At 70.7% G+C, this 24733-nt stretch carries 28 protein-coding genes; 19 read left to right on the top strand and 9 right to left on the bottom strand.

Translation table 11 applies throughout. The features are described from left to right. The first annotated feature begins 5 nt into the window (after positions 1-5). From AB0F15_RS20200 to phoU, 5 genes are all read left to right on the top strand, one after another. Positions 6-839 carry an alpha/beta hydrolase gene (locus AB0F15_RS20200; RefSeq protein ID WP_360272142.1) on the top strand — a complete coding sequence of 278 codons (834 nt, stop codon included), beginning with the start codon at positions 6-8 and terminating at the stop codon, positions 837-839. An 85-nt stretch (positions 840-924) separates the two neighbouring features. Then, complete coding sequence (gene idi / locus AB0F15_RS20195; protein ID WP_360272139.1) at positions 925-1488, top strand: isopentenyl-diphosphate Delta-isomerase; 564 nt, start codon at positions 925-927, stop codon at positions 1486-1488. A gap of 120 nt (positions 1489-1608) precedes the next feature. Next, entirely contained in the window at positions 1609-2292 is a 684-nt protein-coding gene (locus AB0F15_RS20190; RefSeq protein ID WP_360272379.1) for a GGDEF domain-containing protein, read from the top strand. Between the two features lie 219 nt (positions 2293-2511). Then, complete coding sequence (locus AB0F15_RS20185; protein WP_360272137.1) at positions 2512-4788, top strand: LCP family protein; 2277 nt, start codon at positions 2512-2514, stop codon at positions 4786-4788. 83 nt (positions 4789-4871) lie between these two features. Continuing rightward, positions 4872-5537 (top strand): phosphate signaling complex protein PhoU, encoded by a 666-nt coding sequence (gene phoU, locus AB0F15_RS20180; protein WP_360272134.1) that lies wholly within the window; start codon positions 4872-4874, stop codon positions 5535-5537. 117 nt (positions 5538-5654) lie between these two features. On the opposite strand, the gene pstB is transcribed toward phoU, so the two are convergent. The 6 genes from pstB to AB0F15_RS20150 form a co-directional block, all read right to left on the bottom strand. Next, positions 5655-6431 (bottom strand): phosphate ABC transporter ATP-binding protein PstB, encoded by a 777-nt coding sequence (gene pstB / locus AB0F15_RS20175; RefSeq protein WP_360272132.1) that lies wholly within the window; start codon positions 6429-6431, stop codon positions 5655-5657. 10 nt (positions 6432-6441) lie between these two features. Next, positions 6442-7359, bottom strand: coding sequence for a phosphate ABC transporter permease PstA (pstA, locus tag AB0F15_RS20170; RefSeq protein ID WP_360272129.1), 918 nt, complete (start codon positions 7357-7359; stop codon positions 6442-6444). Between the two features lie 2 nt (positions 7360-7361). Continuing rightward, a complete protein-coding gene (gene pstC, locus AB0F15_RS20165) occupies positions 7362-8282 on the bottom strand; it encodes a phosphate ABC transporter permease subunit PstC (RefSeq protein WP_360272376.1) in 921 nt (306 codons plus the stop codon). Positions 8283-8478: 196 nt separating this feature from the next. After that, a complete protein-coding gene (gene pstS / locus AB0F15_RS20160; RefSeq protein WP_360272373.1) occupies positions 8479-9609 on the bottom strand; it encodes a phosphate ABC transporter substrate-binding protein PstS in 1131 nt (376 codons plus the stop codon). A 227-nt stretch (positions 9610-9836) separates the two neighbouring features. Further along, positions 9837-10742: a mycothiol synthase gene (mshD, locus tag AB0F15_RS20155; protein WP_360272126.1), complete on the bottom strand. Its 906-nt coding sequence runs from the start codon at positions 10740-10742 to the stop codon at positions 9837-9839. 70 nt (positions 10743-10812) lie between these two features. Beyond that, on the bottom strand, positions 10813-11568 hold the full coding sequence (locus AB0F15_RS20150; protein ID WP_360272123.1) for a response regulator transcription factor: 756 nt from the start codon (positions 11566-11568) through the stop codon (positions 10813-10815). Positions 11569-11720: 152 nt separating this feature from the next. On the opposite strand from AB0F15_RS20150, the gene AB0F15_RS20145 reads away from it, so the two are divergent. From AB0F15_RS20145 to AB0F15_RS20105, 9 genes are all read left to right on the top strand, one after another. Then, positions 11721-12620: a DUF2993 domain-containing protein gene (locus AB0F15_RS20145; protein WP_360272121.1), complete on the top strand. Its 900-nt coding sequence runs from the start codon at positions 11721-11723 to the stop codon at positions 12618-12620. Between the two features lie 10 nt (positions 12621-12630). Continuing rightward, positions 12631-13056, top strand: a complete 426-nt coding sequence (locus AB0F15_RS20140; protein WP_360272118.1) for a thioredoxin family protein — start codon at positions 12631-12633, stop codon at positions 13054-13056. A 265-nt stretch (positions 13057-13321) separates the two neighbouring features. Next, positions 13322-13753: a DUF4395 domain-containing protein gene (locus tag AB0F15_RS20135; RefSeq protein ID WP_360272115.1), complete on the top strand. Its 432-nt coding sequence runs from the start codon at positions 13322-13324 to the stop codon at positions 13751-13753. 28 nt (positions 13754-13781) lie between these two features. Then, positions 13782-14618 carry a sulfurtransferase gene (locus tag AB0F15_RS20130; protein ID WP_360272112.1) on the top strand — a complete coding sequence of 279 codons (837 nt, stop codon included), beginning with the start codon at positions 13782-13784 and terminating at the stop codon, positions 14616-14618. Next, on the top strand, positions 14618-14929 hold the full coding sequence (locus AB0F15_RS20125) for a DUF1416 domain-containing protein (protein ID WP_360272110.1): 312 nt from the start codon (positions 14618-14620) through the stop codon (positions 14927-14929). Before AB0F15_RS20130 ends, AB0F15_RS20125 begins: the two co-directional genes overlap by 1 nt. 240 nt (positions 14930-15169) lie before the next feature. Then, positions 15170-15784, top strand: coding sequence for an FABP family protein (locus AB0F15_RS20120; RefSeq protein WP_360272107.1), 615 nt, complete (start codon positions 15170-15172; stop codon positions 15782-15784). A gap of 4 nt (positions 15785-15788) precedes the next feature. Then, positions 15789-16385, top strand: coding sequence for an allophanate hydrolase subunit 1 (locus AB0F15_RS20115; protein WP_360272105.1), 597 nt, complete (start codon positions 15789-15791; stop codon positions 16383-16385). Then, positions 16382-17230, top strand: coding sequence for a biotin-dependent carboxyltransferase family protein (locus AB0F15_RS20110; protein ID WP_360272102.1), 849 nt, complete (start codon positions 16382-16384; stop codon positions 17228-17230). Before AB0F15_RS20115 ends, AB0F15_RS20110 begins: the two co-directional genes overlap by 4 nt. A 98-nt stretch (positions 17231-17328) precedes the next feature. Then, the gene (locus AB0F15_RS20105) at positions 17329-17754 is read left to right on the top strand and encodes a hypothetical protein (protein ID WP_360272370.1); all 426 of its coding nucleotides are present in this window, start codon (positions 17329-17331) and stop codon (positions 17752-17754) included. Here AB0F15_RS20105 and AB0F15_RS20100 read toward each other — a convergent pair. Next, positions 17733-18581 (bottom strand): aminodeoxychorismate lyase, encoded by an 849-nt coding sequence (locus AB0F15_RS20100; RefSeq protein WP_360272099.1) that lies wholly within the window; start codon positions 18579-18581, stop codon positions 17733-17735. The genes AB0F15_RS20105 and AB0F15_RS20100 overlap by 22 nt on opposite strands. Before the next feature lie 31 nt (positions 18582-18612). Between AB0F15_RS20100 and AB0F15_RS20095 the strand changes: the two genes are divergently transcribed. From AB0F15_RS20095 to AB0F15_RS20085, 3 genes are read left to right on the top strand one after another with little or no spacing between them, the layout of a single operon-like run. Further along, positions 18613-19752: a folate-binding protein gene (locus AB0F15_RS20095; protein ID WP_360272097.1), complete on the top strand. Its 1140-nt coding sequence runs from the start codon at positions 18613-18615 to the stop codon at positions 19750-19752. 49 nt (positions 19753-19801) lie between these two features. Beyond that, a complete protein-coding gene (locus AB0F15_RS20090) occupies positions 19802-20365 on the top strand; it encodes an aerial mycelium formation protein (RefSeq protein WP_360272094.1) in 564 nt (187 codons plus the stop codon). After that, positions 20362-21297 (top strand): asparaginase, encoded by a 936-nt coding sequence (locus tag AB0F15_RS20085; RefSeq protein WP_360272092.1) that lies wholly within the window; start codon positions 20362-20364, stop codon positions 21295-21297. The genes AB0F15_RS20090 and AB0F15_RS20085 overlap by 4 nt, the downstream gene beginning before the upstream one ends. Before the next feature lie 216 nt (positions 21298-21513). On the opposite strand, the gene AB0F15_RS20080 is transcribed toward AB0F15_RS20085, so the two are convergent. Then, on the bottom strand, positions 21514-22410 hold the full coding sequence (locus tag AB0F15_RS20080; protein WP_360272089.1) for a hypothetical protein: 897 nt from the start codon (positions 22408-22410) through the stop codon (positions 21514-21516). 207 nt (positions 22411-22617) lie between these two features. On the opposite strand from AB0F15_RS20080, the gene AB0F15_RS20075 reads away from it, so the two are divergent. After that, positions 22618-22806: a DUF3073 domain-containing protein gene (locus tag AB0F15_RS20075; protein WP_360272087.1), complete on the top strand. Its 189-nt coding sequence runs from the start codon at positions 22618-22620 to the stop codon at positions 22804-22806. 123 nt (positions 22807-22929) lie between these two features. Next, on the top strand, positions 22930-23784 hold the full coding sequence (locus tag AB0F15_RS20070) for a 3-hydroxybutyryl-CoA dehydrogenase (RefSeq protein ID WP_360272085.1): 855 nt from the start codon (positions 22930-22932) through the stop codon (positions 23782-23784). On the opposite strand, the gene AB0F15_RS20065 is transcribed toward AB0F15_RS20070, so the two are convergent. Beyond that, entirely contained in the window at positions 23775-24602 is an 828-nt protein-coding gene (locus AB0F15_RS20065; protein WP_360272082.1) for an ECF transporter S component, read from the bottom strand. The two genes, AB0F15_RS20070 and AB0F15_RS20065, sit on opposite strands and share 10 nt — an antisense overlap. Positions 24603-24733: the final 131 nt, after the last annotated feature.

The following is a 24733-nucleotide window of genomic DNA, read 5'->3' as shown; positions in this document are numbered from 1 at the left end:
CCTGCGTGATCGACCACATCAGCATCCCGACCGAAGCCGGTTCCTTCGACGCCATCGCCGCCGGACCCGAGGACGGGCGGCCCGTGCTGCTGCTGCACGGCTTTCCCGAAGCCGCGACCGAGTGGGAGCACCAGGTCGCCACCCTCGGGGTGCTCGGGTTCCGGGCCGTCGCGCCGGATCAGCGCGGCTACTCGCCGGGGGTGCGGCCGGAGCAGACCGGCGACTACTCGATCGAGCACCTCGTCGGGGACGTGGTCGCGATCACGGAAGCACTGGGCTGGCCGGAGTTCGACCTCGTCGGGCACGACTGGGGTGGCGCCGTCGCCTGGTGGACCGCCGACGCGCACCCCGAGCGGCTGCGCAGCCTCACCGTCGTCTCCACGCCGCACCCCGCCGCCCTCGCCGACGCCATGAAGACCGATGAGGACCAGCACCTGCGTACCCGGTACATGACCGAGTGGCGGCAGACCCGCGTCACCGAGCGGCGGATGCTGGAGAACGACGCCCGTGCGCTGCGCGACATGTTCGAGCGGCGCGTTTCGCCGTCCAAGGTCGACGACTACGTGCAGCGGCTGGCCGAGCCGGGCGCGCTCACCGCCGCCCTCAACTGGTACCGGGCCGGGCGACCGGGCGGGAAGATCGGCAAGATCGCCGTGCCGACGCTGTACATCTGGAGCACCGAAGACGTCTCGTTCGGCTCGACCGCGGCGCTGGACACCGCCAACTGGGTCACCGGGCCCTACCGCTTCGAAATGCTCGAAGACGTCACGCACTGGGTGCCCGAAGAGGCGCCGGAAGCCGTTACGTCGCTGCTCGTCGAGCACCTCCACGCGCGGTAGCCGGCCGTCACCCCGCCGAGCGGACCGCGATCACCCACCCGCCTCGCGGTACGGCTCACCCCGGTCCGTCGTGTTCACTGGGTCCGTGGATACCGCGATCGAACCCGAGACCGAGCAGGTCGTCTTCGTGACCGAGGACGGCGTGCCCACCGGCGAGACCGGCCCGAAGCTGGCCAGTCACCACGAGCACACCCGGTTGCACCTGGCCTTCTCCTGCTACGTCCTGCGACGCAGCGACAACGCCCTGCTGATCACCCAGCGCGCACTCCACAAGAAGGTCTGGCCGGGCGTCTGGACCAACAGCGTCTGCGGCCACCCCGCGCCCGGCGAAGCCCTCGAGGACGCCGTCCGGCGCCGCGCCGCCTACGAACTCGGGCTGCCGTCGCTGTCCGGGCTGCACTGCGTGCTGCCGGACTACCGCTACCGGACGCCGCCGTTCCAGGGGATCGTCGAGAACGAGTTCTGCCCGGTGTTCGCGGCGTGGGCCGACGCCGAACCGACGCCGAACCCGGAGGAGGTCGGCGCCTGGCGCTGGGTCACCTGGACCGACTACACAAAGCTACTGAACGATGTTGAGGCCAATATGAGTTACTGGGCCAAGGACCAGTTCACGCAGCTCAAGCTCATCGAACCCTTTGCCGGGCTCTGAGTCGTCCACTCCGCAGAGTCACCAACCCCGTCCCGTTTGAGCTAAATTCACCTTCGCCCGCCCCAACACCTCAAGCGCGGCCTCCACCACGACGACAACCAGGGAGTGGTGGAGGTGGGGATGGTCGCCGAGGGCGAAGGCGCGCTGAGCCGGACGGCGAGCCCGCGGCCGCCGGACCTGCTCCGCCTGCACGAAGCCATCGCCGACCTCTTCGCCACCCAGGGCGACTGGCGGCGCGCCTACCAGCACCTGCGGTCCGCGCTGGACATCGCCCGCGACGGGAGCCTGCGCGACGCGCTGACGTCGAGCTACAACCGCCGTTACCTCGACGAGCGGCTGTCCGGACCGTTCACCGATCGGCTACCGCTGGGCCTCGCGCTGATCGATCTCGACCACTTCAAGAGCGTCAACGACACGTACGGTCACCTCGTCGGCGACCGCGTCCTGCGCCGGGTCGCCGATCTCCTCCAGGAGGACCTGCCGCCGGGCGGCTTCTGCGCCCGCTACGGCGGCGAGGAGTTCGTGCTGTGGCTGCCGGGGCTCGACGCCCGGAGCGCCGTCCGCGTCGTCGACGAAGCCCGGCTCCGCGTCGCCCGTCACCCCTGGTCAGCCCTCCAGGTTGGGCTACGGGTGACGATCAGCGCCGGTCTGGCGCACGGCGCACCGGAGTTCGCGGAGCCGGCGTCACCCGAGCGCCAGCTGCGCCACGCGGACGCCCTGCTTTATGCGGCGAAACGCGCAGGCCGCAACAAAGTCGCCTATCAAGACGCGCAAACGACACAGTTAATAACCCACTCTGAGTAACACAAAGGCGGCATTACTCCGATTGCCGACCGGAGTCACCACCCGTTTGTCGACGCTCACCAGCCGTTCGTCGACTCAAGGTGAAGAAAATTCCGGGAGGGTGTCGTCACGAACGGGGGGTATCCGTACGATAACGAAACCGCCGGGGGAACGATCACCTCCTGCGGGGGATGACGGCCAATCGGAGCCACCCCCTTCGATCGTGCGAAAGGAGACCGAGTGCCGGACGAGCACGACAGCCCGGGAACCGGTCACCACCTCGACGGATCCCCGCGGCCCCGGTCCGGCCGTCGCCGGTCGATGGAGGACCAGGGCGGGATCAGCGTCTCCGACGTCGTCGCCCGGACCACCGGCGCCCGCCCGCTGCCGCCCCGCGAGCAGCAGGACCGCTCCGACCAGCCGGGACACCGCGGCCGCCCCGCCGAACCACCGGCTCCCGCGCGGCCCCGCCCTCAGCGGCCGGCGCAGACCGCCGCCGAGAACCCAGTACCCGCGGACGGCACTCATCAACCGCGCGCACCGCGACCGCGTCAGCCGCGCCGCACGACCGCGGCCGCCCCGCAGCCGGAGGCCCCGCTCCAGCGCCGCCCGCCGGCGGTCAACCCGGGCGCGCAGCAGACGTCGGCCGCACCGCAGCCGCCGCGGCGCCTCCGCCGCCCGGTTTCCGACGGCCCGGCCCCCCAGGCCGACAGCGCCCCGCCGCGCCGCCCCGCACCCCGTCCCGACGCGGCCGCACCCCAGCGGCCCACCCCGGACAGCCCGGCACCCCGCCGCACGGCCCACGCCGAAGGGGCCGCACCCCAGCGCCCCGAGGCTGACGGCCCGGCACCCCGCCGCATCCCCCACGCCGAAGGCGCCGGAACCTCGCGCCCTGCTCCCGACGGCCCGGCACCCCGCCGCACCGCCGAAGGCCCCGCCTCACGCCGTCCCGCGGCTCCCGGCGACGCCGCCGCATCCCCGCGCCCTGCTCCCGACAGCCCGGCACCCCGCCGCGCCGAGGGTGTGCCTCCGCGCGTCGGGGCCGGCCCCGACGGCCCGGCCCCCCAGCGTTCGTCGGCCGCGGTGCCGTCGCGCGCCGAGCTCGATCCGCTGACCATGACCGACGAGATGGAAGCGATCGACGAGGCGACGCAGTACCGCCGCAAGATCGACCACACGCTCGCCCGGTTCTCGGCCGCGCACGACGAGATGGAAGTCGAAGAGGCGAAGCGGCGCGAACGCCGTGAACGTCTCTCGCCCGCTTCGCTGCTCGAGAGCACCCGCACCGCCCTTCAGCGCGTTGTCGCCACGACACCGCCGCCCGAAGAAGAAGCCGAGCTGGCTGCGCAAACCCGGCTGCAGGAGAAGAAGCAGCGGAAGATCGATCAGTCGGCGCGGTTCGGGCGGATCGCCGCCGCCGTCGTCGCCGGGCTGGTGTTCCTCGGCATCGGGGGCGCGTGGGGTGCCCAGACCTACTTCGACGCCAAGTTCACCCAGGTCGCCGCGCTCGACGAGAACTCGGCCGACATCCAGGACGCCGATGCGCAGGCCAACGACGAGAACTTCCTGATGGTCGGCTCCGACACCCGTGACGGCGCCTCCGACGAGGAAGGCGTCGGCACCGCCGACAGCACCCCGGGGGCCCGCTCGGACACCGTGATGGTGGCGCACGTCCCGGCCGACCGGAAACGCGTCGTCGTCACGTCGTTCCCCCGTGACCTCGAGATCAACCGGCCCGAGTGCCAGCGCTGGGACCCGGTCCAGAGCAAGACGACCGACGAAAAGGTCCCCGCGCAGAAGATCGCCAAGCTCAACACCGCCTACGCGGTCGGCGGGCCGGCGTGCGTGACCAAGGTGATCCAGCAGCTCACCGGGCTGCGGATCAACCACTTCGTCGGCATCGACTTCAACGGCTTCAAGGAGATGGTCGACGCCGTGCACGGCGTCACCATCCACAACGAGATCCCGATCGACGACTCGATCCTCGGCAAAGTGCTGCTGCAGACCGGCGATGTGACGATCTCGGGCGACCAGGCGCTGAACTTCGTCCGCGCACGGCACGTCAAGGGCGACCCGACGTCCGACTACGGCCGGATCAAGCGGCAGCAGGAGTTCATCGGCGCGCTGCTGAGGAAGGTCATGTCGTCCGACGTCGTGCTCGACCCCGGCAAGCTCAGCGATTTCATCACGGCCTTCGCCAAGGCGACCTTCGGCGACAACCTCGGCGTCAAGCAGATGATGACGCTGGCGCAGTCGATGAAGGGTCTCGACCCGTCGAAGATCACGTTCCTCACCGTGCCGACGGTCGGGATGGCCAACAGCCGCGGCAACGAGGTCCTCGTCGTCAGCAAGACGAAGGCCCTCTTCGACGCGCTGCGCAACAACACCTCGCTGCCCGACCCGAACGCGCCGGTCCCGGTACGCGAACAGGCTCCGCCTACCAGCAGCACGTCGAAGGCCAAGCCGGGCTCGTCCAAGCCGACGTCCACGAGCAAGAAGAGCGGCAGCACCGGCTGAGCCGCGAGGATCGTTAGACCGGGTTCACGTGCGGTTCACCCGGCGATGCGGTATTCGGCCCCGGTTGGCCGTAGGGTTGGGCCATGCGTGAGGCTTACCATGTCGAACTCGAACAGCTCGCCGTCAACCTGGCCGCGATGTCGGTCCAGGTCGCCGAAGCGATGGAGCGGGCCACGAGGGCACTGCTGGAGGCCGATCTGAGCCTGGCCGAGCAGGTGATCAGCGACGACGCCAAGGTCGACGACGCCCGCGCCCAGTGCGAGGAGCAGGCGTACGCCCTGCTGGCCCTGCAGGCGCCGGTGGCGACCGACCTGCGCACGGTGCTCGCGGCCATCCACGCCGCCGAAAGCCTGGAGCGGATGGGCGATCTGGCGCTGCACGTGGCGAAGGCCGCTCGGCGCCGTCACCCCGAGCCGGTCCTGCCGGAGGCCGTGCGGCCGTACTTCGCCGAGATGGGCGAGATCGCGGTCAGGCTGGCGCACCAGACCGAGCAGGTCATCAAGACGAAGGACGTCGAAGCGGCGAAGACGCTCGAGTCCGACGACGACCAGGTGGACGACATCCACCGCCACCTGTTCACGGTCCTGATGGATCGCGAGTGGCCGCACGGCGTGGCCGCGGCGGTCGACGTGACGCTGCTGGGCCGCTTCTACGAGCGCTACGCCGACCACGCGGTGTCGGTGGCGAAGCGGATGATCTTCGTGGTCACCGGCAAGATGCCGGGCTACGGTTCCGACGACGACGCCTGAGTTCTCGCACGGAGAAAGCCCCCGACCGGAGTCGGGGGCTTTCTCATGCGGTCCACCGGGCCGGCACCGTCCTCATCGGACTGTCCGCGGATCGCGGAACCGGCCCGCAACGGCAACTCAGCCGAAGCGGCCGGAAATGTAGTCCTCGGTGGCTTTCTTCTCCGGGTTGGAGAAGATCTTCTCCGTGTCGTTCAGCTCCACCAGCCGGCCCGGCTGGCCGACGCCCGCCAGGTTGAAGAACGCGGTCTGGTCGGAAACCCGCGCCGCCTGCTGCATGTTGTGCGTGACGATGACGATCGTGTAGTCCTTCTTCAGCTCGCCGATCAGGTCCTCGATCGCCAGCGTCGAAATCGGGTCCAGAGCCGAGCACGGCTCGTCCATCAGCAGCACGTCCGGCTGGACCGCGATCGCGCGGGCGATGCACAGCCGTTGCTGCTGACCGCCCGAAAGCCCGCCGCCCGGCTTGGTGAGGCGGTCCTTGACCTCGTTCCACAGGTTCGCACCGCGCAGAGCGCGCTCGGCGATCTCGTCGAGCGCCTTCTTGCCCTTGGTACCGCCCAGTTTCAGGCCCGCGACGACGTTGTCCCGGATGGACATCGTCGGGAACGGGTTGGGGCGCTGGAACACCATGCCGATCGTGCGGCGCACCTGGACCGGGTCGACCGCCGACGCGTAGATGTCCTCGCCGTCGAGGAGGACCTGGCCGTCCACGCGGGCGCCGGGGATCACTTCGTGCATGCGGTTGAGCGTGCGCAGCACCGTCGACTTGCCACAGCCCGACGGGCCGATGAACGCGGTGACGTTGCGCGGCGGCACGGAAAGGGTGACGCCGTCCACGGCGTGGAACTTGCCGTAGAAGATGTCCACGTCCTTGACGTCGATTCGCTTGGCCATCAGGAACAGCTCACTTCTTCTTCGGGGCGACGAGGCGCGCGAACACGGTGGCGAGGAGGTTGATCAGCGCGATGATGAGCACCAGGGTCAGTGCCGCGCCCCAGATCCGGTCGAAGCCGACCGAGCCGGGGTCCATCGGGTTGCTGACCCGCTCGTTGTTCATCAGCAGGGGCAGCGCGGCCTGTTCGCCGTGGAAGATGTCCCAGTTCGTGTAGGCCGAGTAACCGACCAGGACCAGCAGCGGCGCGGTTTCGCCCATCACGCGGGCGAGGGCCATCATGACACCGCCGACGATGCCGGACAGCGCCGTCGGGACGACGATCTTCATGATCGTCTTCCACTTCGGCACGCCCAGTGCGTACGACGCCTCGCGCAGGTCGTCGGGGACGATCCGCAGCATCTCCTCCGACGAGCGGACGACCACCGGGATCATCAGCAGCACCAGGGACAGCGAGACGGCGAAGCCGCTGCGCGGCAGGCCCAGCGTCGTGATCCACAGCGCGTAGATGAACAGCGCGGCCACGATGGACGGGACACCGGAGAGGATGTCCACCATGAACGTGGTGGCCCTGGCGAGCTTGCCGCGGCCGTACTCGACGAGGTAGATCGCGACGAGCATGCCGATCGGCACCGCGATGATCGCGCAGACGAGGCCCTGCAGCAGGCTGCCGATGATGGCGTGCACCACACCGCCGCCGACCTCGTCGGACAGCACGTCCCCGAAGTCCTCGGTCCACCAGTTGCTGTACGGGAGGCGCTTGATGCCGTTGACGACCACCGTGTAGAGCACCCACACCAGTGGGACGACGGCGATCACGAACGAGAACCAGACCAGCGTGGTGGCGAAGCCGTTCTTGACCTTGCGGGCCAAGCTGACCTGCTGGAACGCCGGAGTCGTCGCGGGCGCTTCGAGCGAGGTGGTGGACATGCTCACTCCCCCTTCTTGCCGATGACGGCGCGCGCCGCGAAGTTGACGAGGAAGGTGAGCACGAACAGGACCAGTCCGGCGGCGATGTACGCGCCGGCCGAGACCTCGTTGTTGAACTCGCTGTAGTTCGCGGCGATCTTCGAGGCGAAGGTGGCGCCGCCGTCGAAGAGGCTCCAGTCGAAGTTCTTGCCCTGCGGGATCAGCAGGATGACGGCCAGCGCGATCGTCTCGCCCAGCGCGCGGCCGAGGCCGAGCATGGACGCGCCGACGTACCCGGCCTTGCCGAACGGCAGCACCGTGGTGCGGATGACCTCCCAGCGGGTGGCGCCGAGCGCCAGCGCGCCCTCGATGTGCGGGGTCGGCGTCCGCTCGAACACCTCGCGCGAGAGCGAGGTGATGATCGGCAGGATCATCACGGCCAGCACGATGCCGGCGGTGAAGATCGTGCCGCGCACGCTCGGCGCGACGTTGCCGGGCGCCAGCAGCGGGAACCACGAGAACGTTTCGTTGATCCACTGCGCGAACGGCTCGATCGTCGGCGCGAACACCAGGATGCCCCAGAGCCCGAAGATGATCGACGGTACCGCGGCGAGCAGGTCGATGACGTAGGCGAACGGGCGGGCGAGGCGCGGCGGCGCGTACTGGGTCAGGAACAGCGCGATACCCAGCGACACCGGCATCGCGATGACCAGCGCCACGAGCGACGTCGCCACCGTGACCTCGAGCAGGTCCAGGATGCCGAACGCCATGTTCGCGGGGTCGCTGGTCGACCAGCCGTGGTTGGTCAGGAAGTCGGCCTTGTTGGCCTTGAGCGCCGGGATCGCCTGGATGAGCAGGAAGAGCCCGATCAGGCCGATCAGGCCGACGACGAAGATCCCGGCCCCGGTGGTCAGGTTCTGGAAGATGCGGTCACCGGGCCGCACCTTCTTCGGTTTCTCGCTCGCGGGCGGCTGCGGCGCCGCCGTCGAGGCTGGTTGCTCCGAAATCGGGACCTCCGGGGGCGTCGTGACGGACGACGAACGCCCACCGGGGTCGCCGGTGGGCGTTCGCGTCGAGGATGACTCGCTCATCAGTGACTTCTGACCAGCCTCTATCAGTCGGACTTCAGTCGCAACGCGGTCAGGAGATCGCCTTGACGGCGGTCAGGACCTTCGACTGCAGCGACTGCGGGATCGGCACGTAGCCCTTCGCGGACAGCGGCTGCTGACCGGCGGTGGCGGCCACCGTCAGGAACGCCTTGACGGCCTTCGCGACATCCGGGTTCGCGTACTTCGAGCAGACGATCTCGTAGGTCGTCAGCAGCAGCGGGTAGGCACCCGGGGTGTTGCTGGCGTAGATGCCGTTGAGGTCGAGCGCGAGGTCGTTCGTGCCGTCCTTGAGGAACTTCGCCGCGTCGAGGGACTTCGCCACGTTCTGCGAGGTGAGCTCGACACCACCGGAGCCGCTGTCGATCAGGGCCGGGGTCAGGCCGTCCTTGGCGAACGCGCCCTCGACGTAGGTGATGCCACCGTCGGAGGCCTTCACCGCGGTCGCGACGCCGTTGGAGCCCTGCGCACCGTTGCCGACGCCACCGTTGAACTTCTTGCCGGCACCCTTGGTCCAGTCCGCCTTCGCGGCCGCCGCCAGGTACTTCTGGAAGTTGTCGGTGGTGCCCGACTCGTCGGAGCGGGAGACGACCTGGATGGCCTTGTCCGGCAGGTTCAGGCTCTCGTTGCCCTTGACCGCCTTGATGGCCGGGTCGTTCCACTTGGTGATGCCGCCGCTGAAGATCTTGGCGGTCACCGCCGGGGTCAGCGTCAGCTTGTCCACACCGGACAGCTTGTAGGCGACCGCGATCGGGCCGACGACGAGCGGGATGTTCCAGGCGTCGCTGGCGCAGCGGGCCTTGGCGGCCGCGGCGTCGGCGTCCTTGATCGGCGAGTCGGAGCCGCCGAAGTCGATCTGGTTGGCGTTGAACTGCTTGATGCCCGCACCCGAGCCGCTCGGGTTGTAGTTGACCTGCTGGCCCGCGCACTTCTTGGTGTACTGCTGCGTGAAGATGTCGATCGCGTTCTTCTGCGCCGACGAACCTTCCGCGGACAGCGGGCTCTTGCCGCCGCACTGGACGTCGGCCGTCTCGGTCGCGGCGGGGGCAGCAGCGGAGCTCGAACCGCTGCTGTTGGACGCCGCGGGGTCGGTGCCACAGGCGGCGAGTACGAGGGCGGCGCTCGCGACGATGCCCACCGCGCTCAGGGGCCGCATGATCTTCACTGCTGTTTCCTCCATCAGGAGCTCACCGGTTCGGCCGCGGCGGTGGTCGCCGTGCCGAAACCGGACACTAGGCAGCGCTGATGGACGGTCACCCCTGAACAAATGAACGCAAAGTGAACAGACCCCTGGATGTGAGCAGTGCTACTGGCCCGAGAGGTCGTCGTGTCCGGGCCGTGACCTGCAGGTATGCGGTCAGTGACGAGCCGCTCGCAGCGCGTCGACCGTGGTCACCGACCGTACTGGACGTCGGTTTCGTGACGCGTGAACCCGAGCTTGGTGTAGACCGCCAGCGCCGGCGCGTTGTCGCCCTCGACGTACAGGATGATCTGCCGCAGTCCCCGGCTCGCGAGGTACCGCAGCCCGGCCAGCGTCAGCGCCCGGCCGAGGCCGCCACCCTGTGCCGCCGGGTCCACGCCGACGACGTACACCTCGCCGACGCGCTCGCCGCCGAACCGGCCCGGCACCGCTTCGTGCACCTTCGTCCAGTGGAAGCCGATGACCTCACCGTCCTGTTCGGCGAGGAAGAAGCCGTCCGCGTCGAACCACGGCCGCCGCTCGTCGGCGCGGACGTCTTCGACGGTCAGCGCGCCCTGCTCGGGGTGCCAGTCGAAGGCCCGCGCGTTCACCCGGACGACGGCGTCCTCGTCCTGGCCCGGCACGAACGTGCGCAGCGAGACGCCCTCGCGCAGCACCGGCGCCGGCCAGTCCGCGCCTTCGACGTCGACGCGCAGGATCAGCAGCTCGCGCTTGCGCTCCAGACCGGCCTCCCGGGCCAGCCGCTGCGCTCCCGGGTGGTCGCCGTGCGCCCAGACGCGGAAGCCGACCGCGGCACGCTCGTCGAGCGCATGAAGCAGCTTCGCGCCGTAGCCGCGGTTGCGGTGGGCGGGGTGCACGAACAGCTCGGCGACCTGGTGCCCGAAGGAGTCGCCCGTGGTGTCGATGTGCGCGTAGCCGACGACGTCGTCCTCGACGCAGGCGACGAGGTGCTCACCGCCGTCGAACTCGCCGGGCAGCGGCCCCTCGGCGGCGACCTCGGGCCGCCCGTCCGCCGCGCGCACGGCCAGCAACAGCCGCCGCACGTCCTCGAGCTGCCGATCGTCCAGTTCCTGGCGCCACTCGCCGTCTCCGCTCACCCTGAGACCGTACCCGCGCCGGACGCAACGCGACGGTTGTGCGAGACGTCTTCCGTGCGCGGAAGGGGGATCAGTGGGCGAGTTCGGGAGTCTCGGCCGCCGGCTCGGCGCTCGCCTGCGCGGGCACGCCCGGCCGCGGCGCGCCGCTCTTGGCCGGCCGCTCGAACTTGTAGCCGACGTTGCGCACGGTCCCGATCATCTGCTCGTGCTCGGGGCCGAGCTTGGCGCGCAGCCGCCGGACGTGCACGTCGACCGTGCGGGTGCCACCGAAGAAGTCGTAACCCCAGACCTCCTGCAGCAGCTGCGCGCGGGTGAACACCCGGCCTGCGTGTTGCGCGAGGTACTTGAGCAGCTCGAACTCCTTGTAGGTGAGCTCGAGGGTGCGCTTGCGGAGGCGGGCGGTGTAGGTCGCCTCGTCGATCACCAGCTCGCCGACCCGCAGCTCGGCGTCGACCTGCTGCGAACCGCCGTCGCGGGTCGTGACCAGCCGCAGCCGGGCGTCGACCTCGGCCGGGCCCGCCGTCGGCAGGAGGATGTCGTCGGTGCGCCACTCGGCGCTGACCGCCACCAGGCCGCCTTCGCCGACGACCGCGATGATCGGAGTGGCCGCCTCGTCCTCACCGGTGCCCTTGAGCAGCCGGCAGAGGCTCTTCGCGGAGGCGAGGTCGCTGCGGGCGTCCAGGAGGATCACGTCGCGGTGGCCCGCGTCGAGCAGGGCCGTCACCTCGGGGGCACGGACGCGTACGGTGTGCGGCAGCAGGTCCAGTGCGGGAAGCACCGAAGTGGCGTCGGCCTCCGCGGTCAGTACCAGAAGGTCCAGGCTCATCAGCCGCACCGCCTTCTCGAGTCGTCGCCGCACGGCGGCAGTGGTCGGTGCTAAGTGAGAATAGCGGCTGAACGGCCGGGCACCTAACCCTTGCTGGATCGATCACACCTGGAGGAATCCCGGTGTCCCCGACGAACAGGAGTACGGACGCGATGGTGAGCAGGCCCGTGACCCGGGACGACCGACCCGCACCGAGGCCGGACGCACGGCGCCGCGGCCGCCGCGCCCGGCGCTGGGTGATCGCACTGGTCGTGCTGGTCCTGCTGCTGGTCGGCGCCGATTTCGGGGCCGCCGCGTACGCCGAGCACATGATCTCGCAGAAGGCACGCACCCAGCTCCAGCTGACCGACGACCCGTCGGTCACGATCCACGGCTTCCCCTTCCTCACCCAGGCGCTGGGTGGTGACTACCGTCACATCAGCGTCTCGGCCGCCGGCATCCCGGTCGCCGACAAGCTGCGGGACGTCGCGGTGAACGCCGAGCTCGAGGACGTCAAGGCGCCGCTGTCCGACCTCGCGAACGGCAACACGAAGGCGATCACCATCGGCAAGCTGACCGGGGCGGTCACCATCAAGGCCGCCGACCTGGCGCGCCTGTCCCCGCTGGACAACCTCAAGGACCTGCGGATCGAGCCGTCGACCACCCAGTACGTCGAAAACGGTGACGCCGGGCAGAGCGAGCCGACGCCGACCACCACGAAGACCACCGAGGGTCAGGCCGACCAGGACGAGTCGAGCACCGGTGTCCGCATTTCGGGACACCTTCGGTTCGCGGGCAAGGATCTGGAAATCTTCTGCTTCGCGATGATCGAGGCGGACGCGGCCAAGGGCACGATCAACTTCCTGCCCAAGCGGCTGCAGTTCGGGAACGACCAGGAGACCACGGTCGTCCCGCAGGCGGTGCAGAAGGCGCTGATGCCGAACTTCAACGCCTCGATCAGCACGAAGGACCTCCCGCTGTCGGTCACCCCGACCGGCGTGCAGGTGCAGAGCGGATCGGTGACGATCAAGGGCAAGGCGGCGAACGTGTCGTTCGCGGACCTGAGCAAGTGAGGAGCGGCCGGTGACGGGGCTGTGGGTGCTCGTGGCGACGCTGGTCGCCGCACTGGCCGTCGGCGGGCTGCTCAAGGCCCGCAACGGCCGGGTGCGCGACGCCAAACCCGCTCGTGAGCTGCCCGCGCCCGTCGCCGCCGTGCTCGACCCGGCGTCCGCGGTGACGCTGGTCCAGATCTCCACCACCTTCTGCGCGCCCTGCCGGCACGCGAAGGCCGTGCTCGCGCCGCTGGCCGAGCGCACCGACGGCCTGCACCACGTCGAGCTCGACGTGACGAACCAGCCCGAGGTCGCGCAGTCGCTGTCCGTGCTGCGGACGCCGACCACGATCGCGCTGACCCCGGACGGCCGGGAGCTGCTGCGCGTCGGCGGCGTCCCCAAGGGACCGGAACTGCTGGACGCCCTGCGCCCGCATCTCACCAGCCGGACGTCCTGACCAGGAGTTCGTCCCGGAAACCGGGACTCGTCCCAAGGTATGAACGTGGTTCCCACTCTGAGGGAGCACTGGGTACCCTCGCACCCGTGACCGGGCTGAACACCTTCTTGACGCAGCGACGCGCAGTGGACCTCTGCCGCGTCCGCAGCAGCCTGTGTCGCACGCAGCCCGACCGGCGCTGAAGCACGTCCGGTCCCGCCCAGCCCCGATGCCGCTGAAGCGTGCCGTTCGCACGCACCCCCCTGGAGCTCCAGCTGGAGGAACCATGTCCGCCGGACCGGCCGTCGACCCGCGAGGCCCGCGGTTCGCCGCCATCCTGACCACGATCGTGCTCGCGGTCGTCCTGGTCACCCAGTGGTGGCCGTTGCTGGCGATCCAGACCGTCGTGTTCGCCGTCGGCGCGTTCGTCGGGCTGAAGCCGGCGCCTTACTCGATCGTGTACCGCGCGCTCCTGGCCCCGCGCCTCGGCCCGACCGACGAACGGGAGGACGCGGCGCCGCTGCGGTTCGCCCAGGCCGTCGGATTCGTGTTCGCGCTCGCCGGCACGATCGGCTTCGCGCTCGACGTCACCCCGCTCGGCATCGTCGCGACGGCGTTCGCCCTGTTCGCGGCCTTCCTCAACGCGGCCTTCAACTTCTGCCTCGGCTGCGAAATGTACCTGCTGATCAAACGCTTCAGCCCCGCCCGCGCGTCCTGAGAAACAACCCAGAAAGAGAGTCCAGTTCATGAGCCGTGAAGACGTCCTGGTCACCACCCAGTGGGCCGAGGAGAACCTGGACACCCCCGGCGTCGTGTTCGCCGAGGTCGACGAGGACACCACCGCCTACGACGCCGGCCACATCCGGGGCGCGGTGAAGTTCGACTGGCGGAACGACCTGCAGGACGGGGTGCGCCGCGACTTCGTCTCCAAGGAGGGCTTCGAGAAGCTCCTCTCGGAGAAGGGCATCTCCAACGACGACCTCGTGGTCCTCTACGGCGGCAACAACAACTGGTTCGCCGCGTACGCGTACTGGTACTTCAAGCTGTACGGCCACGAGAACGTCAAGCTGCTCGACGGCGGCCGCAAGAAGTGGGAGCTCGACGGCCGTGAGCTGAACTCCGACGAGGTCAAGCGCGACCGCACCGAGTACCACGCCCAGGACCAGGACCTCTCGCTGCGCGCCTTCCGCGACGAGGTCGTCCAGTCGATCGGGTCGAAGAACTTCGTCGACGTCCGCTCGCCGGACGAGTTCTCCGGCAAGCTGCTCGCCCCGGCGCACCTGCCGCAGGAGCAGTCCCAGGTTCCCGGCCACATCCCCGGCGCGCTGAACGTGCCGTGGGCGAAGGTCGCCAACGAAGACGGCACCTTCAAGACCGAGGAAGAGATCAAGGAGCTGTACAAGGACGAGGGCATCGACGAGGGCAAGGGCACCATCGCCTACTGCCGCATCGGCGAGCGCTCCTCGATCGCGTGGTTCGCGCTCCACGAGCTGCTGGGCTACGAGGACGTCAAGAACTACGACGGTTCATGGACGGAATACGGCTCGCTCGTCGGCGTGCCGGTCGAGTTGGGAGCCAAGTGATGGCGGTTGACGACAGCTGCGGCGCACCGGTCCAGGAGGCCACGCCCGCGGACTACGACACGCGCGGGCAGGTCGTGCTCGCCGGCAAGGTGACCGGCGCGAACGGGCCGGTCGGCGGCGCGTTCGTCCGGCTGCTGGACGGCGGCGGCGACTTCACCGGGGAGGTCGTCTCCTCGGCCGAGGGCGACTTCCGCTTCTACGCGGCGCCGGGCGAGTGGACGGTGCGCGCGCTGCACCGCACCGGCAACGGCGAGGCCTCGGTCACCGCCGAGGGCCCCGGCGTGCACCAGCTGGCCATCTCCGTCGCCTGAGTCCCGTGCTTCGTGAAGGCCACCTTGAGGAACTTCAAGGTGGCCTTCACGGCTTTCCGGGTCCCGGAGCGGTGACCGTGCTCACCGCGGCGACCCTGCGCCGGGCCCGGTGAGCGGCGGCGGACTATTCTGCTCCCCGTGGAAGCTCTGTTTACGACTCTGCTGGTCCTCGCCGGCGTCGCGATCACCTGGTTCGCCGTGTACGTCGTCTACCGGCTGTACGCGGACCAGCGCTGACCCATGACCGCCAGCGGCGACGAAGCCATCGTGGCAGCGGAGAGGCGCGCGGAAAGCACCCGCGCCCGCAACCTCCCGCTGTGGGACGACCTGCCCATCCCCAATGACACCGCGAACCTGCGCGAGGGGCCGAACCTCAACGACGCCTGTCTCGCGCTGCTGCCGCTCGTCGGCGTCTGGCGCGGCGAAGGCGAGGTCGGCTACCCGACCATCGACGGCCCGCGCAAGTTCGCGCAGCAGCTGACGATCTCGCACGACGGCCGCCCGTTCCTCGTCCACGAGTCCCGCTCGTGGCTGCTGGACGAAGACGGCACCGTCATCCGCCCCGCCGCCCGCGAGTCCGGGTTCTGGCGGCCGCAGGCGGACGACACGATCGAGCTGCTGCTCACGCACAACACCGGCATCGTGGAGCTGTACTACGGCAAGCCGCGCAACCAGACGTCCTGGGAACTCGGCACCGACGCATTGATCCGCACGGCCACGGCCAAGGACGTCACCGCGGCCCAGCGCCTGTACGGCCTGATCGAAGGCTCCCTCGGCTACGTCGAGGAGCGCGCGATGGTGGGCCACGAACTGCAGCCGCACACCTCGGCCCTGCTGCACCGCATCGTCGGCTGAGGCCGTGCGCTGGCGGCGGTGCGGCGAGGACGCCGCCCTGCTCGACTGCGACTCGCTCGACCAGATGCGGGCGGCGCACGCGACCGTCTCGGCGGCGCGCCCGCCCGGGGTCGTCGAGCTCGTGCCGGGGGCGCGCAGCCTGCTCGTGGTCGGAGGTGTCGAGGCCGTGCGGGCGCTGCTGGCGGACGCCGATCTCGCGCACCCTCCCTCGGACGAGCCCCGCGAAGTGACCCTCGACGTCCGCTACGACGGCGAGGACCTTTCCCTGATCGCTGCGGACGCCGGAGTGTCCCCGGAAGCCGTCGTCTCGCTGCACACCGAAGCCGTCTACACCGTGGCGTTCACCGGCTTCGCCCCCGGCTTCGGCTACCTGACCGGGCTTCCACCGCAGCTCCGGCAGCCCCGCCTGGAGTCGCCGCGGACCCGCGTCCCGGCCGGCTCGGTGGGGCTCGCCGGCGAGTTCACCGGCGTCTACCCGCGCGAGTCGCCGGGCGGCTGGCGGCTGCTCGGGCACACGTCGGCGACGCTGTTCGACCCCCACGCGGACCCGCCCGCGTTGTTCGCGCCGGGTGCCCGCGTCCGCTTCCGGAGCAGCCGATGAGGAGCCTGGAAGTACTCGACCCGGGCCGGTACGCCCTGGTGGAGGACCTGGGCAGGCCCGGCTACGCCCACCTCGGTGTCGCGCCTTCGGGAGCGCTCGACACGGCGTCGCTGCGGCTGGCCAACCGGCTGGCCGGCAACGCCGAAGCGGCGGCGGGGATCGAAGCCCTCCTCGGCGGGCTGTCGGTCCGGTGCACCGCGGCGGCGACGGTGGCGGTGACCGGCCCGCCGGTCGAGGTCCGCGTCGACGGCCGCGCGGTCGGCTCCCACGTCCCCGTCGCCGTGCGGGCGGGGCAGACGGTGACGCTGGGCACGCCGCCGACCGGGCTGCGCTGCTACCTGGCGGTGTCCGGCGGGATCGCCGTGGAGGCGGTGCTGGGCAGCCGGTCCCGGGACGTCCTGTCGGGCATCGGCCCTTCCCCGCTTCGCGCCGAAGACGTGCTTCCGCTCGGCACGCCGACCGGCGTCCCGGCAGGTGCGGACGTCGTCGTCCCGGCCGCGGCGCCGGCCGACGTGGTGGTGCCGGTGACGCTCGGCCCCCGCGACGACTGGCTGGACGACCCGGCCCGCGGGCTTTCGGCGTGGTGGACGGTGACGCCGGAGTCCAACCGCGTCGGCCTCCGCCTGGACGGGACACCGCTGCGCCGCGCGGTCGACGGCGAGCTGCCCAGCGAAGGGGTCGTCACCGGGGCGATCCAGGTGCCGCCGAGCGGGCTGCCGGTGGTGTTCCTCGCCGACCACCCGACCACCGGCGGCTACCCCGTCGCGGCCGTGGTGCGGGCGGCCGCGTTGAGCGCGCTCGCGCAGGTTCGGCCGGGTACCCGAATCCGGTTCCGGCCTTCCTGAGCAAGACCTACCGCCACGCGGGTGAGACCCGGATCACGCGGTGCGCCCGTCCGGGTAGGGGCTGGAACCTTGTCGCGCCGTCACCCGTCCTGATGGATGTGGAACAGGTGACGATCAGCGGTGGCACGGGTTTTCTCGACGTGAACACGCGAGCGCGGGCGGAGCTGCCGCAATCGCTGCGGATCGCACTGGCCACCGGGCAGCTGCGCCGGCCGCTGGCCACCACGCTCGGGCCGGTCCTCGACCTGCTCGTGGACGGCGACTACCGCGTGAGCGGCCCGGAACGGCTGCCGGACGGCCAGGAACTCACCCCGTCCGACGCCTGGCCGCCGTCGGACGAGGCCCGCGTCGGCTACTACCGGGCCGCCATCCGCACCGGGCACCGGCCGGTCGCGGTGGTGCTGGCCGACGACGACCGCGAGCTGATCATCGACGGCCACCACAAGATCGCCGCCTACCGCGCCGAAGAGGTCGCCCCCGCCGTCGTCCGGATCACCCAAGGTCAGGCGTATTCGCCCTCGTAGGCCGCGACGATCTCGGCGTACACCGCTTCGGAATCGGGCAGCCGGTCGCCGTCGAGCGTGTGCACCCGGGTCAGCTTGCGGACGCTGGAGGCCATGAACACGCCGTCGCCCTCGACGAGGTCGCGGACGGTCAGCGGCTCCACCTTGGCCGCCCAGCCCGCCTTCTCGGCGCCGCGGAACACCGCGGCCTGGGTGGTGCCCGGCAGGATGCCGATGCTCGGCGGCGGCGTGTAGAGCGTGCGTCCCTTCGCGAGCACCACGGTCGACGTCGGGCCTTCGAACACCGAACCGTCGGCCGCGGTGAAAATCACATCTCCGGCGCCCCGGCGGCCCGCCTCGCGCAGCGCGGCCATGTTCACGCCGTAGGACAGCGGCTTCGCGCCGAGCAGCAGCCAGGGCGCGCGCTCGGCGAGGTCCGGCGGGAAACCGCGTTCGAGGGTGATCGCGGCGACACCTTCGGCGCGGGCCTTGAGGGTGGACGGCGGTACCTCGGAGCCGAGCGCGAACCCGGTCGGCGTCGCGGCCGGATCGCCGTCGGATCCTCTCGTGTACACCAGTTTCAGCACCATTTCCGCCCCGCCTGCCCACCTTTCGACGACCAGCGAAACGACCCGTTCCCAGTCCGCGAGGCGGGGCTCGGGCAGGTCGAGCATGGCCGCCGAGCGGGTCAGCCGCTCGAGGTGCGGCCGCAGCTCACGGGGCCGGCCGTCGACGACGAGGATCGTCTCGAAGACGCCGTCGCCGCGCATCAGCCCGAGGTCGTCGACCTTGATCTGGGCGACGTCGGGGTCCGCCGGGGTTCCGTCGGAGAAGACGAGCACGCGCATGCCGACACGGTACTCACCTAGGCTGGGCGGTATGCCGTACCGCTCGCCGCTGCTGGACGTGCCCGGATCGATCCCCCCACCAGAGTCGGACACCGCGTACCCCGAGGCCGGGGTGCCCTGGCACTGGGGTGACCCGTTCGCGGAGCAGCGCACGGCCTCGCGCGGCGTGGTCGTGATCGACCGGTCGAACCGCGAAGTCCTCGCCGTCACCGGCGAAGACCGGCTGTCGTGGCTGCACCTGGTCATCTCGCAGCACGTGACCGAGCTCGCCGAGGGTTCCGGCACCGAGGCGCTGGTCCTCGACAGCCAGGGCCGCGTCGAGACGCACATGGTGCTGGCGCACCTCGACGGCACGGTGTACCTCGACACGGACCCGGGTTCGAGCGTGACCAGCGCGCTGCCCAAGGGCGGCCCCCAGACGCTGCACGAGTACCTCGAGGCGATGAAGTTCTGGTCCAAGGTGGACATCCGCGACGCGACCGGCGAACTCGCACTGCTCACCGTGCTCGGCCCGGACGCCGAGCGCGTGCTGAGCGCGGCCGGCGCCGGGGTCGGCCCGGAGCCGTACGCGGTCGCGGCGCTGCCGGGTGGCGGGTTCGCGCGGCGGATGCCGTGGCCCGGCCGGTCCAGCGTGGACCTGGCGGTGCCGCGCGAGTCGCTCGCCGGCTGGTGGAAACGGCTCACCGACGCGGGCGCCCGCGCGGCGGGCAGCTGGGTGTTCGACGCCCTGCGCGTCGAGTCGGTGCGCCCGCGGCTGGGCGTCGACACCGACGACCGCACGATTCCGCACGAGGTGGGCTGGGTCGGGTCGGCCGCGCACGTCGCGAAGGGTTGCTACCGCGGCCAGGAGACGGTGTCGAAGGTCCACAACGTGGGACGTCCGCCGCGCAACCTGCTCCTGCTGCACCTCGACGGCTCGCCCGACGTCACCCCGGAGACCGGCGACCCGGTGCTGCTGGACGGCCGGACGGTCGGCCGGATCGGCACCGTGATCCAGCACCACGAGCTCGGCCCGATCGCGTTGGCCCTGGTCAAGCGATCAACGCCGGTCGGCGCGGAGCTGCTGGCCGGGTCGGAGGACAACCTGATCCAGGCGGCGATCGACCCGGACTCCGTGCCTTCGGAGCAGCCCGCACCCGGACGGGCGGCCGCCGCCCGACTTCGTGGCTGAACGAAAGCCCCTGACAGCGAGATCACGCTCAACCGGGATAAACTGCGCTGTGATCGAAGTGCGGCCCGGCGGCAGGCGGCGGATCGACCGCGTGCTCGGCCCGGGGTACCTCAGCGGCCTGGGTGATCTGCCGCTGAAGGTGCTGCGCGAGCGGCGCGACGAAGCCGCACAGGAAGAGACTGATCTGTCCTACCTGCGCCGTCTCCTGCACGCCCGGATCGACATCGTCCGGGCGGAACAGGCGCGGCGCAGTTCCGGCGGCGAAGACAGCATCGTCGACCAGCTGGCGACGATCCTGGCCGACAACGCGCTGGGTCCGGCGGCGGGTTCGGGCCGCCACCAGCAGCTGGAGCCGTCCCGGGCCGGCGAGCACCGGCGGCACGCCGAGGCCCTGATCGGCGACACCGACCTGACCGACGTCGGGTCGCTGTCGGACGAGAAGCTCACCTCCGCTTTGGACACCTACGCGCGCGAAGAGCTGTCGGTGTCGTCCTTCCGCCGCGAGGTCCAGGGCGTGATGGACACGCTCAACGCGGAGATCGCGCAGCGCTACCAGCAGGGATCGGCCACTGTGGACGAGCTGCTGGAGAACGAAGGCGGCCGCGCCGAGTGACCAACCCCGTGCTCGCCGAAGTCGTGCGGTCGGGTTTCGTCGAGAGCGTCCACCGCGGCGCGCTCGTGGTGACCGGCCCCGAAGGCGACGCCCGCCTGGCCCTCGGCGACGTGGTTTCCCCGGTCTTCCCCCGTTCGTCGAACAAGCCGCTGCAGGCGGTCGGCATGCTGCGCGCCGGGCTGAGCTTCACCGGCGAGGCCCTGGCGCTGGCGTGTGCGTCGCACTCGGGCGAACCCGCGCACGTCAAGGGAGTGCTGGAGCTGCTGACGGCGGCCGGGCTGAGCGAAGACGACCTCGCGTGCCCACCCGGCTTCCCGCTCCACGTCCCGAGCATGCGCGACGCCGCCGAGCCGCGACGGGTGACGATGAACTGCTCGGGCAAGCACACGGCGATGCTCACGACCTGCGTCGAGGCCGGCTGGCCGGTGTCCGGCTACGAAGCACCGGACCACCCACTGCAGCAGGCGCTCGCCACAGCGGTGGCGGACCTGACGGGCGAGCCGATCGCCCACACAGGCATCGACGGCTGCGGCGCACCGCTTTTCGCGTTCTCCCTGACGGGCCTGGCCCGCGCGTTCGGCCGCATCGCCCGGGCAACGGAGGGCCCATCCCGGACAGTGGCTTCGGCGATGCGCGCGCACCCGTGGCTGGTGGCGGGCACGGGACGCGAAGACACCGAGCTCATGTCCGCTGTGGAGGGTCTGATCGCCAAGGCCGGCGCGGAAGGAGTCCAGGCGTTCGCCCTACCGGACGGCTTCGCGGCGGCAATCAAGATGGACGACGGCGCAAAGCGGCCCTGCGCACCCCTGGCAGTGGAGACGCTGCGGTACCTCGGAGTGGACGTGTCCGGCCTGACCGAGCTCGCCCACGGTCCGGTACTGGGCGGCGGCCACCCGGTCGGCGAGCTCCGGGTGCCGGAGCTGCGGGGCTGAGCAGCCCCCGATTTCCACGCTACCGGCGGGGGCCGACAGTTCCGGGTTGCAAGCCGCCGCTAGGGCCGGTCGGCGGCGCAGCCGCGGAAGGGCCGGTCGGCGGCGCAGCCGCGGAAGGGCCGGTCGGCGGCGCAACCCGCGAGAGGTTCGGTCGCCGGCGCAGCCCGCGAGAGGTTCGGTCGCCGGCGCAGCCCGCGAGGCTGGTTGCCCGCGCGGCTAGTTGGCGCGTTCGCGGGCGGCCACGTCGCCCCAGAATTCGCGCAGGTCGGAGAACAGCTCGGCCAGCTCCTCGACGTTGCCCGAGCGCAGTGCGTCCAAGATGTCGTGCACCTCGTCGGCCGTGTTGTCGGCCTCGAGGACCGGGTCCGTGAGCAGCTGCACCAGACCGCCGTAGTCGAGCTCGACCACCGAGTCCGCGTGGAAGTTGTCCAGCCAGCGCCGCGTCTCGAACAGCACGCGTCCCGGGCCGGAGTCGCCGAAGGTCTGCTCCAGGAGCTCGCCGGCCTCGCGCGCGCGGTGCTGCGCGTCGGCGAGGGTCGCCCGCCAGGACAACTCCCGGCGGGGGTCGGTGCGGCCGGCGCCGAGCACCAGGCGTCGTTCTTCCGGCTCGATCAGCACGAACCACGGCAGCGGGATGGTCCAGGTGGTCGACAACGTGTGCGCCGCCGACGTGCTGAGGTCCGCCATCGCCGACTTGGTCCGGCCGCGGATCGTCTCCTGGGTGAAGCCGCCCTCGTCGAGGACGACGTTCTTCAGCGCCGGGTGGGCGTCGCCGAGGAAGGTGACCAGCGCGGCGGCCGAACGGGCCCGCAGCTCGAGCGGGCAGACGAGCGGACCGAGCTCGGCCTTGCCGCCCGGCACCTCTTCGGGGTCGAGCACCAGGACGTCGGTCAGCAGGCTCGGCGCGGGACGGCCGTCGGCGAGCTCGGCGGGCAGGAGCCGCCGCGGTGCAGCCACCTGTGACTTGAGCCACATGGCCTGCTCACGCGCCCCCGCGTCCGTCCGCTGGAGCTTGGCCGCCGCGACGGCCGCACGCAGCCGATCGTCCGGCGGATCACCCAGGGCGAGCAGGGGTTCGTACACCCGCAGGTAAGCCACAAAGGGACGGAGCACGGTTAGATCGTGGCACGTCTACCTGCACCGATCGTCACCGACCGGCCGGTAACCGGTGTCCGGCGAACGCTGTCGCGATCGGCACACCGTGCCACGTCGCATCGAACCCCCCGGACACGGTACGGTGTGAGCAGGAAAGAATTGTCGAGACGATGCGGGGCCGCCGATTCCCCCGGCCGCCCCGCCCCTGTGCGAGGGGGTCGAGCCATGGGGCGCGGCCGGGCTAAGGCCAAGCAGACGAAGGTGGCGCGTGAGCTCAAGTACAGCTCGCACGAGACCGACTTCGATGCTTTGCAGCGCGAGCTGTCGAGTAACTCCTCCAGTAGTCATTACGAGGAGTCCGCCAGCGATGATCCAGACCCATATGACGACGGGTACGACGAGTACCGTCGTTGAGCACGCGTAAACGCGCGAGGGTGGAGCCGGGCCACATCCGGCAACCACCCTCGCGCGTTGTGTGCTGCCCACAGTGCTGCCCAAAAGGCGTGCGGGGCTGCGAAGCGATGAGGGAGTGAGCCGGTGGTAAGTCGGGTTGGAGTCGTCGGAGCGGGCCTGATGGGGTCCGGTATCGCCGAGGTGCACGCACGGTCCGGGTTGGACGTCGTGGTCACCGAGGTGAACCAGCCGGCGCTCGACGCCGGCAGGGCGCGCATCGAGAAGTCGCTGCAACGCGGCCTCAAGAACGGCAAGCTGACCGCGGAGGACGCCGACGCGGCGCTCGCCAGGCTCCGGTTCACCACGGACATCGCCGAGTTCGCCGACCGCGAACTGGTCATCGAGGCGATCCTCGAGCAGGAGCAGGCGAAGGTCGAGGTCTTCCGCCAGCTGGACAAGATCGTCGAGGCGGAGGACGCCCTGTTCGCGTCCAACACGTCGTCGATCCCGATCATGAAGCTGGGCATGGCGACGAGCCGGCCGCAGCAGGTGGTCGGCATCCACTTCTTCAACCCGGTGCCGGTGCTGCCGCTGGTGGAGCTGGTGCCCTCGCTGCTGACCAGCGAGGAGACCGCCCGCCGCGCGGAGGAGCACGCGACGACGGCGCTGGGCAAGACCGTGATCCGCTCGCAGGACCGCGCCGGGTTCATCGTGAACTCGCTGCTGGTGCCGTACCTGCTTTCGGCGATCCGGATGATCGAGTCGGGCTTCGCCTCGGCCGAGGACATCGACCGCGGCATGGAGCTGGGCACCGCCCACCCGATGGGCCCGCTGCGGCTGTCCGACCTGATCGGCCTGGACACGATCAAGGCCATCGCGGACTCGATGTACGCGGAGTTCAAGGAGCCGCTGTACTCGTCGCCGCCGCTGCTGCTGCGCATGGTGGACGCGGGCCTGCTCGGCAAGAAGACGGGCCGCGGTTTCTACTCCTACAGCTGACTCTGGTCGAACGTCACGGGCGCGTCGAAGGCCGCCCGTCTTGCGGCACGCCGCAACACCGCCAGAACGGCGGGTCCCAGCAGGACGATCGCGACCGCGTTGGTGACGGCGCGGCCGGTGTCCCAGCCGAGCGTCGACGTCAGGACGGTGTACACCGCGAACCGGTGGAGGTTGTCCGGCAGCGGCGCGCCGGGCACGAAGCCGAGCTGGGTGGAATCCCCGGCGAGGAACGGCCACGACCACAGGCTCATCAGGAGCCCGAAAAAGTAGGCCGCGAAGACGCCGTACGCGACCAGCAGGGCGATCTCCGCTTTACCGCGCGGTTTTCGCGGTAGCAGCCCGGCACCCAGCCCGATCAGCGACGACGCGAGCATCTGGAACGGCAGCCACGGCCCGACACCGGCGGTGAGCAGCGCGCTCGTGAACAGCGAAGTCGAGCCGAGGACGAACCCGAAGCCGGGCCCGAACACCCGCCCGGCGAGTACGAGCAGGAAGAACACCAGCTCGATCCCGCCGGTCCCGGCGCCGAGCGGCCGCAGCCCGGCGTTGACGGCGGAAAGCACGCCCAGCAGCGCGAGCGCCTTGGCGTCGATGCCGCCGCGGGACAGCTCGGCGAGCACGACCAGGATGAGCACCGGCAGGGTCGCCATGAACACGAACGGCGCATCCATGGCGTGCGCGGCCCCGCCGGGCCGGGGGTGTGCGAGGAGCGGCCAGCAGAACATGGCCAGGCCGAGCAGGGCGGCGAGGCCGAGGACCAGTGCGGACCGAAGCGTCAGCCGGACGACGCGCGGCGGCGGGCTCAGGAAGCCGGTCATGCCGGAGCCGCCGGTGCTAAGCGGGCACGCAGGGTTGGGCGCCCGCCGACGGCCGAGGTCCGCAGAGCCTCGGCCGGGCGCGCGAAGGCGCCGGCCCGGTGGACCGCGCGAGGCGAGGCGACACAGCCGGT

The sequence above is a fragment of the Amycolatopsis sp. NPDC026612 genome (assembly GCF_040638285.1).
Lineage (GTDB): Bacteria > Actinomycetota > Actinomycetes > Mycobacteriales > Pseudonocardiaceae > Amycolatopsis.
This window is presented reverse-complemented; position numbering and strand designations above follow the sequence as displayed.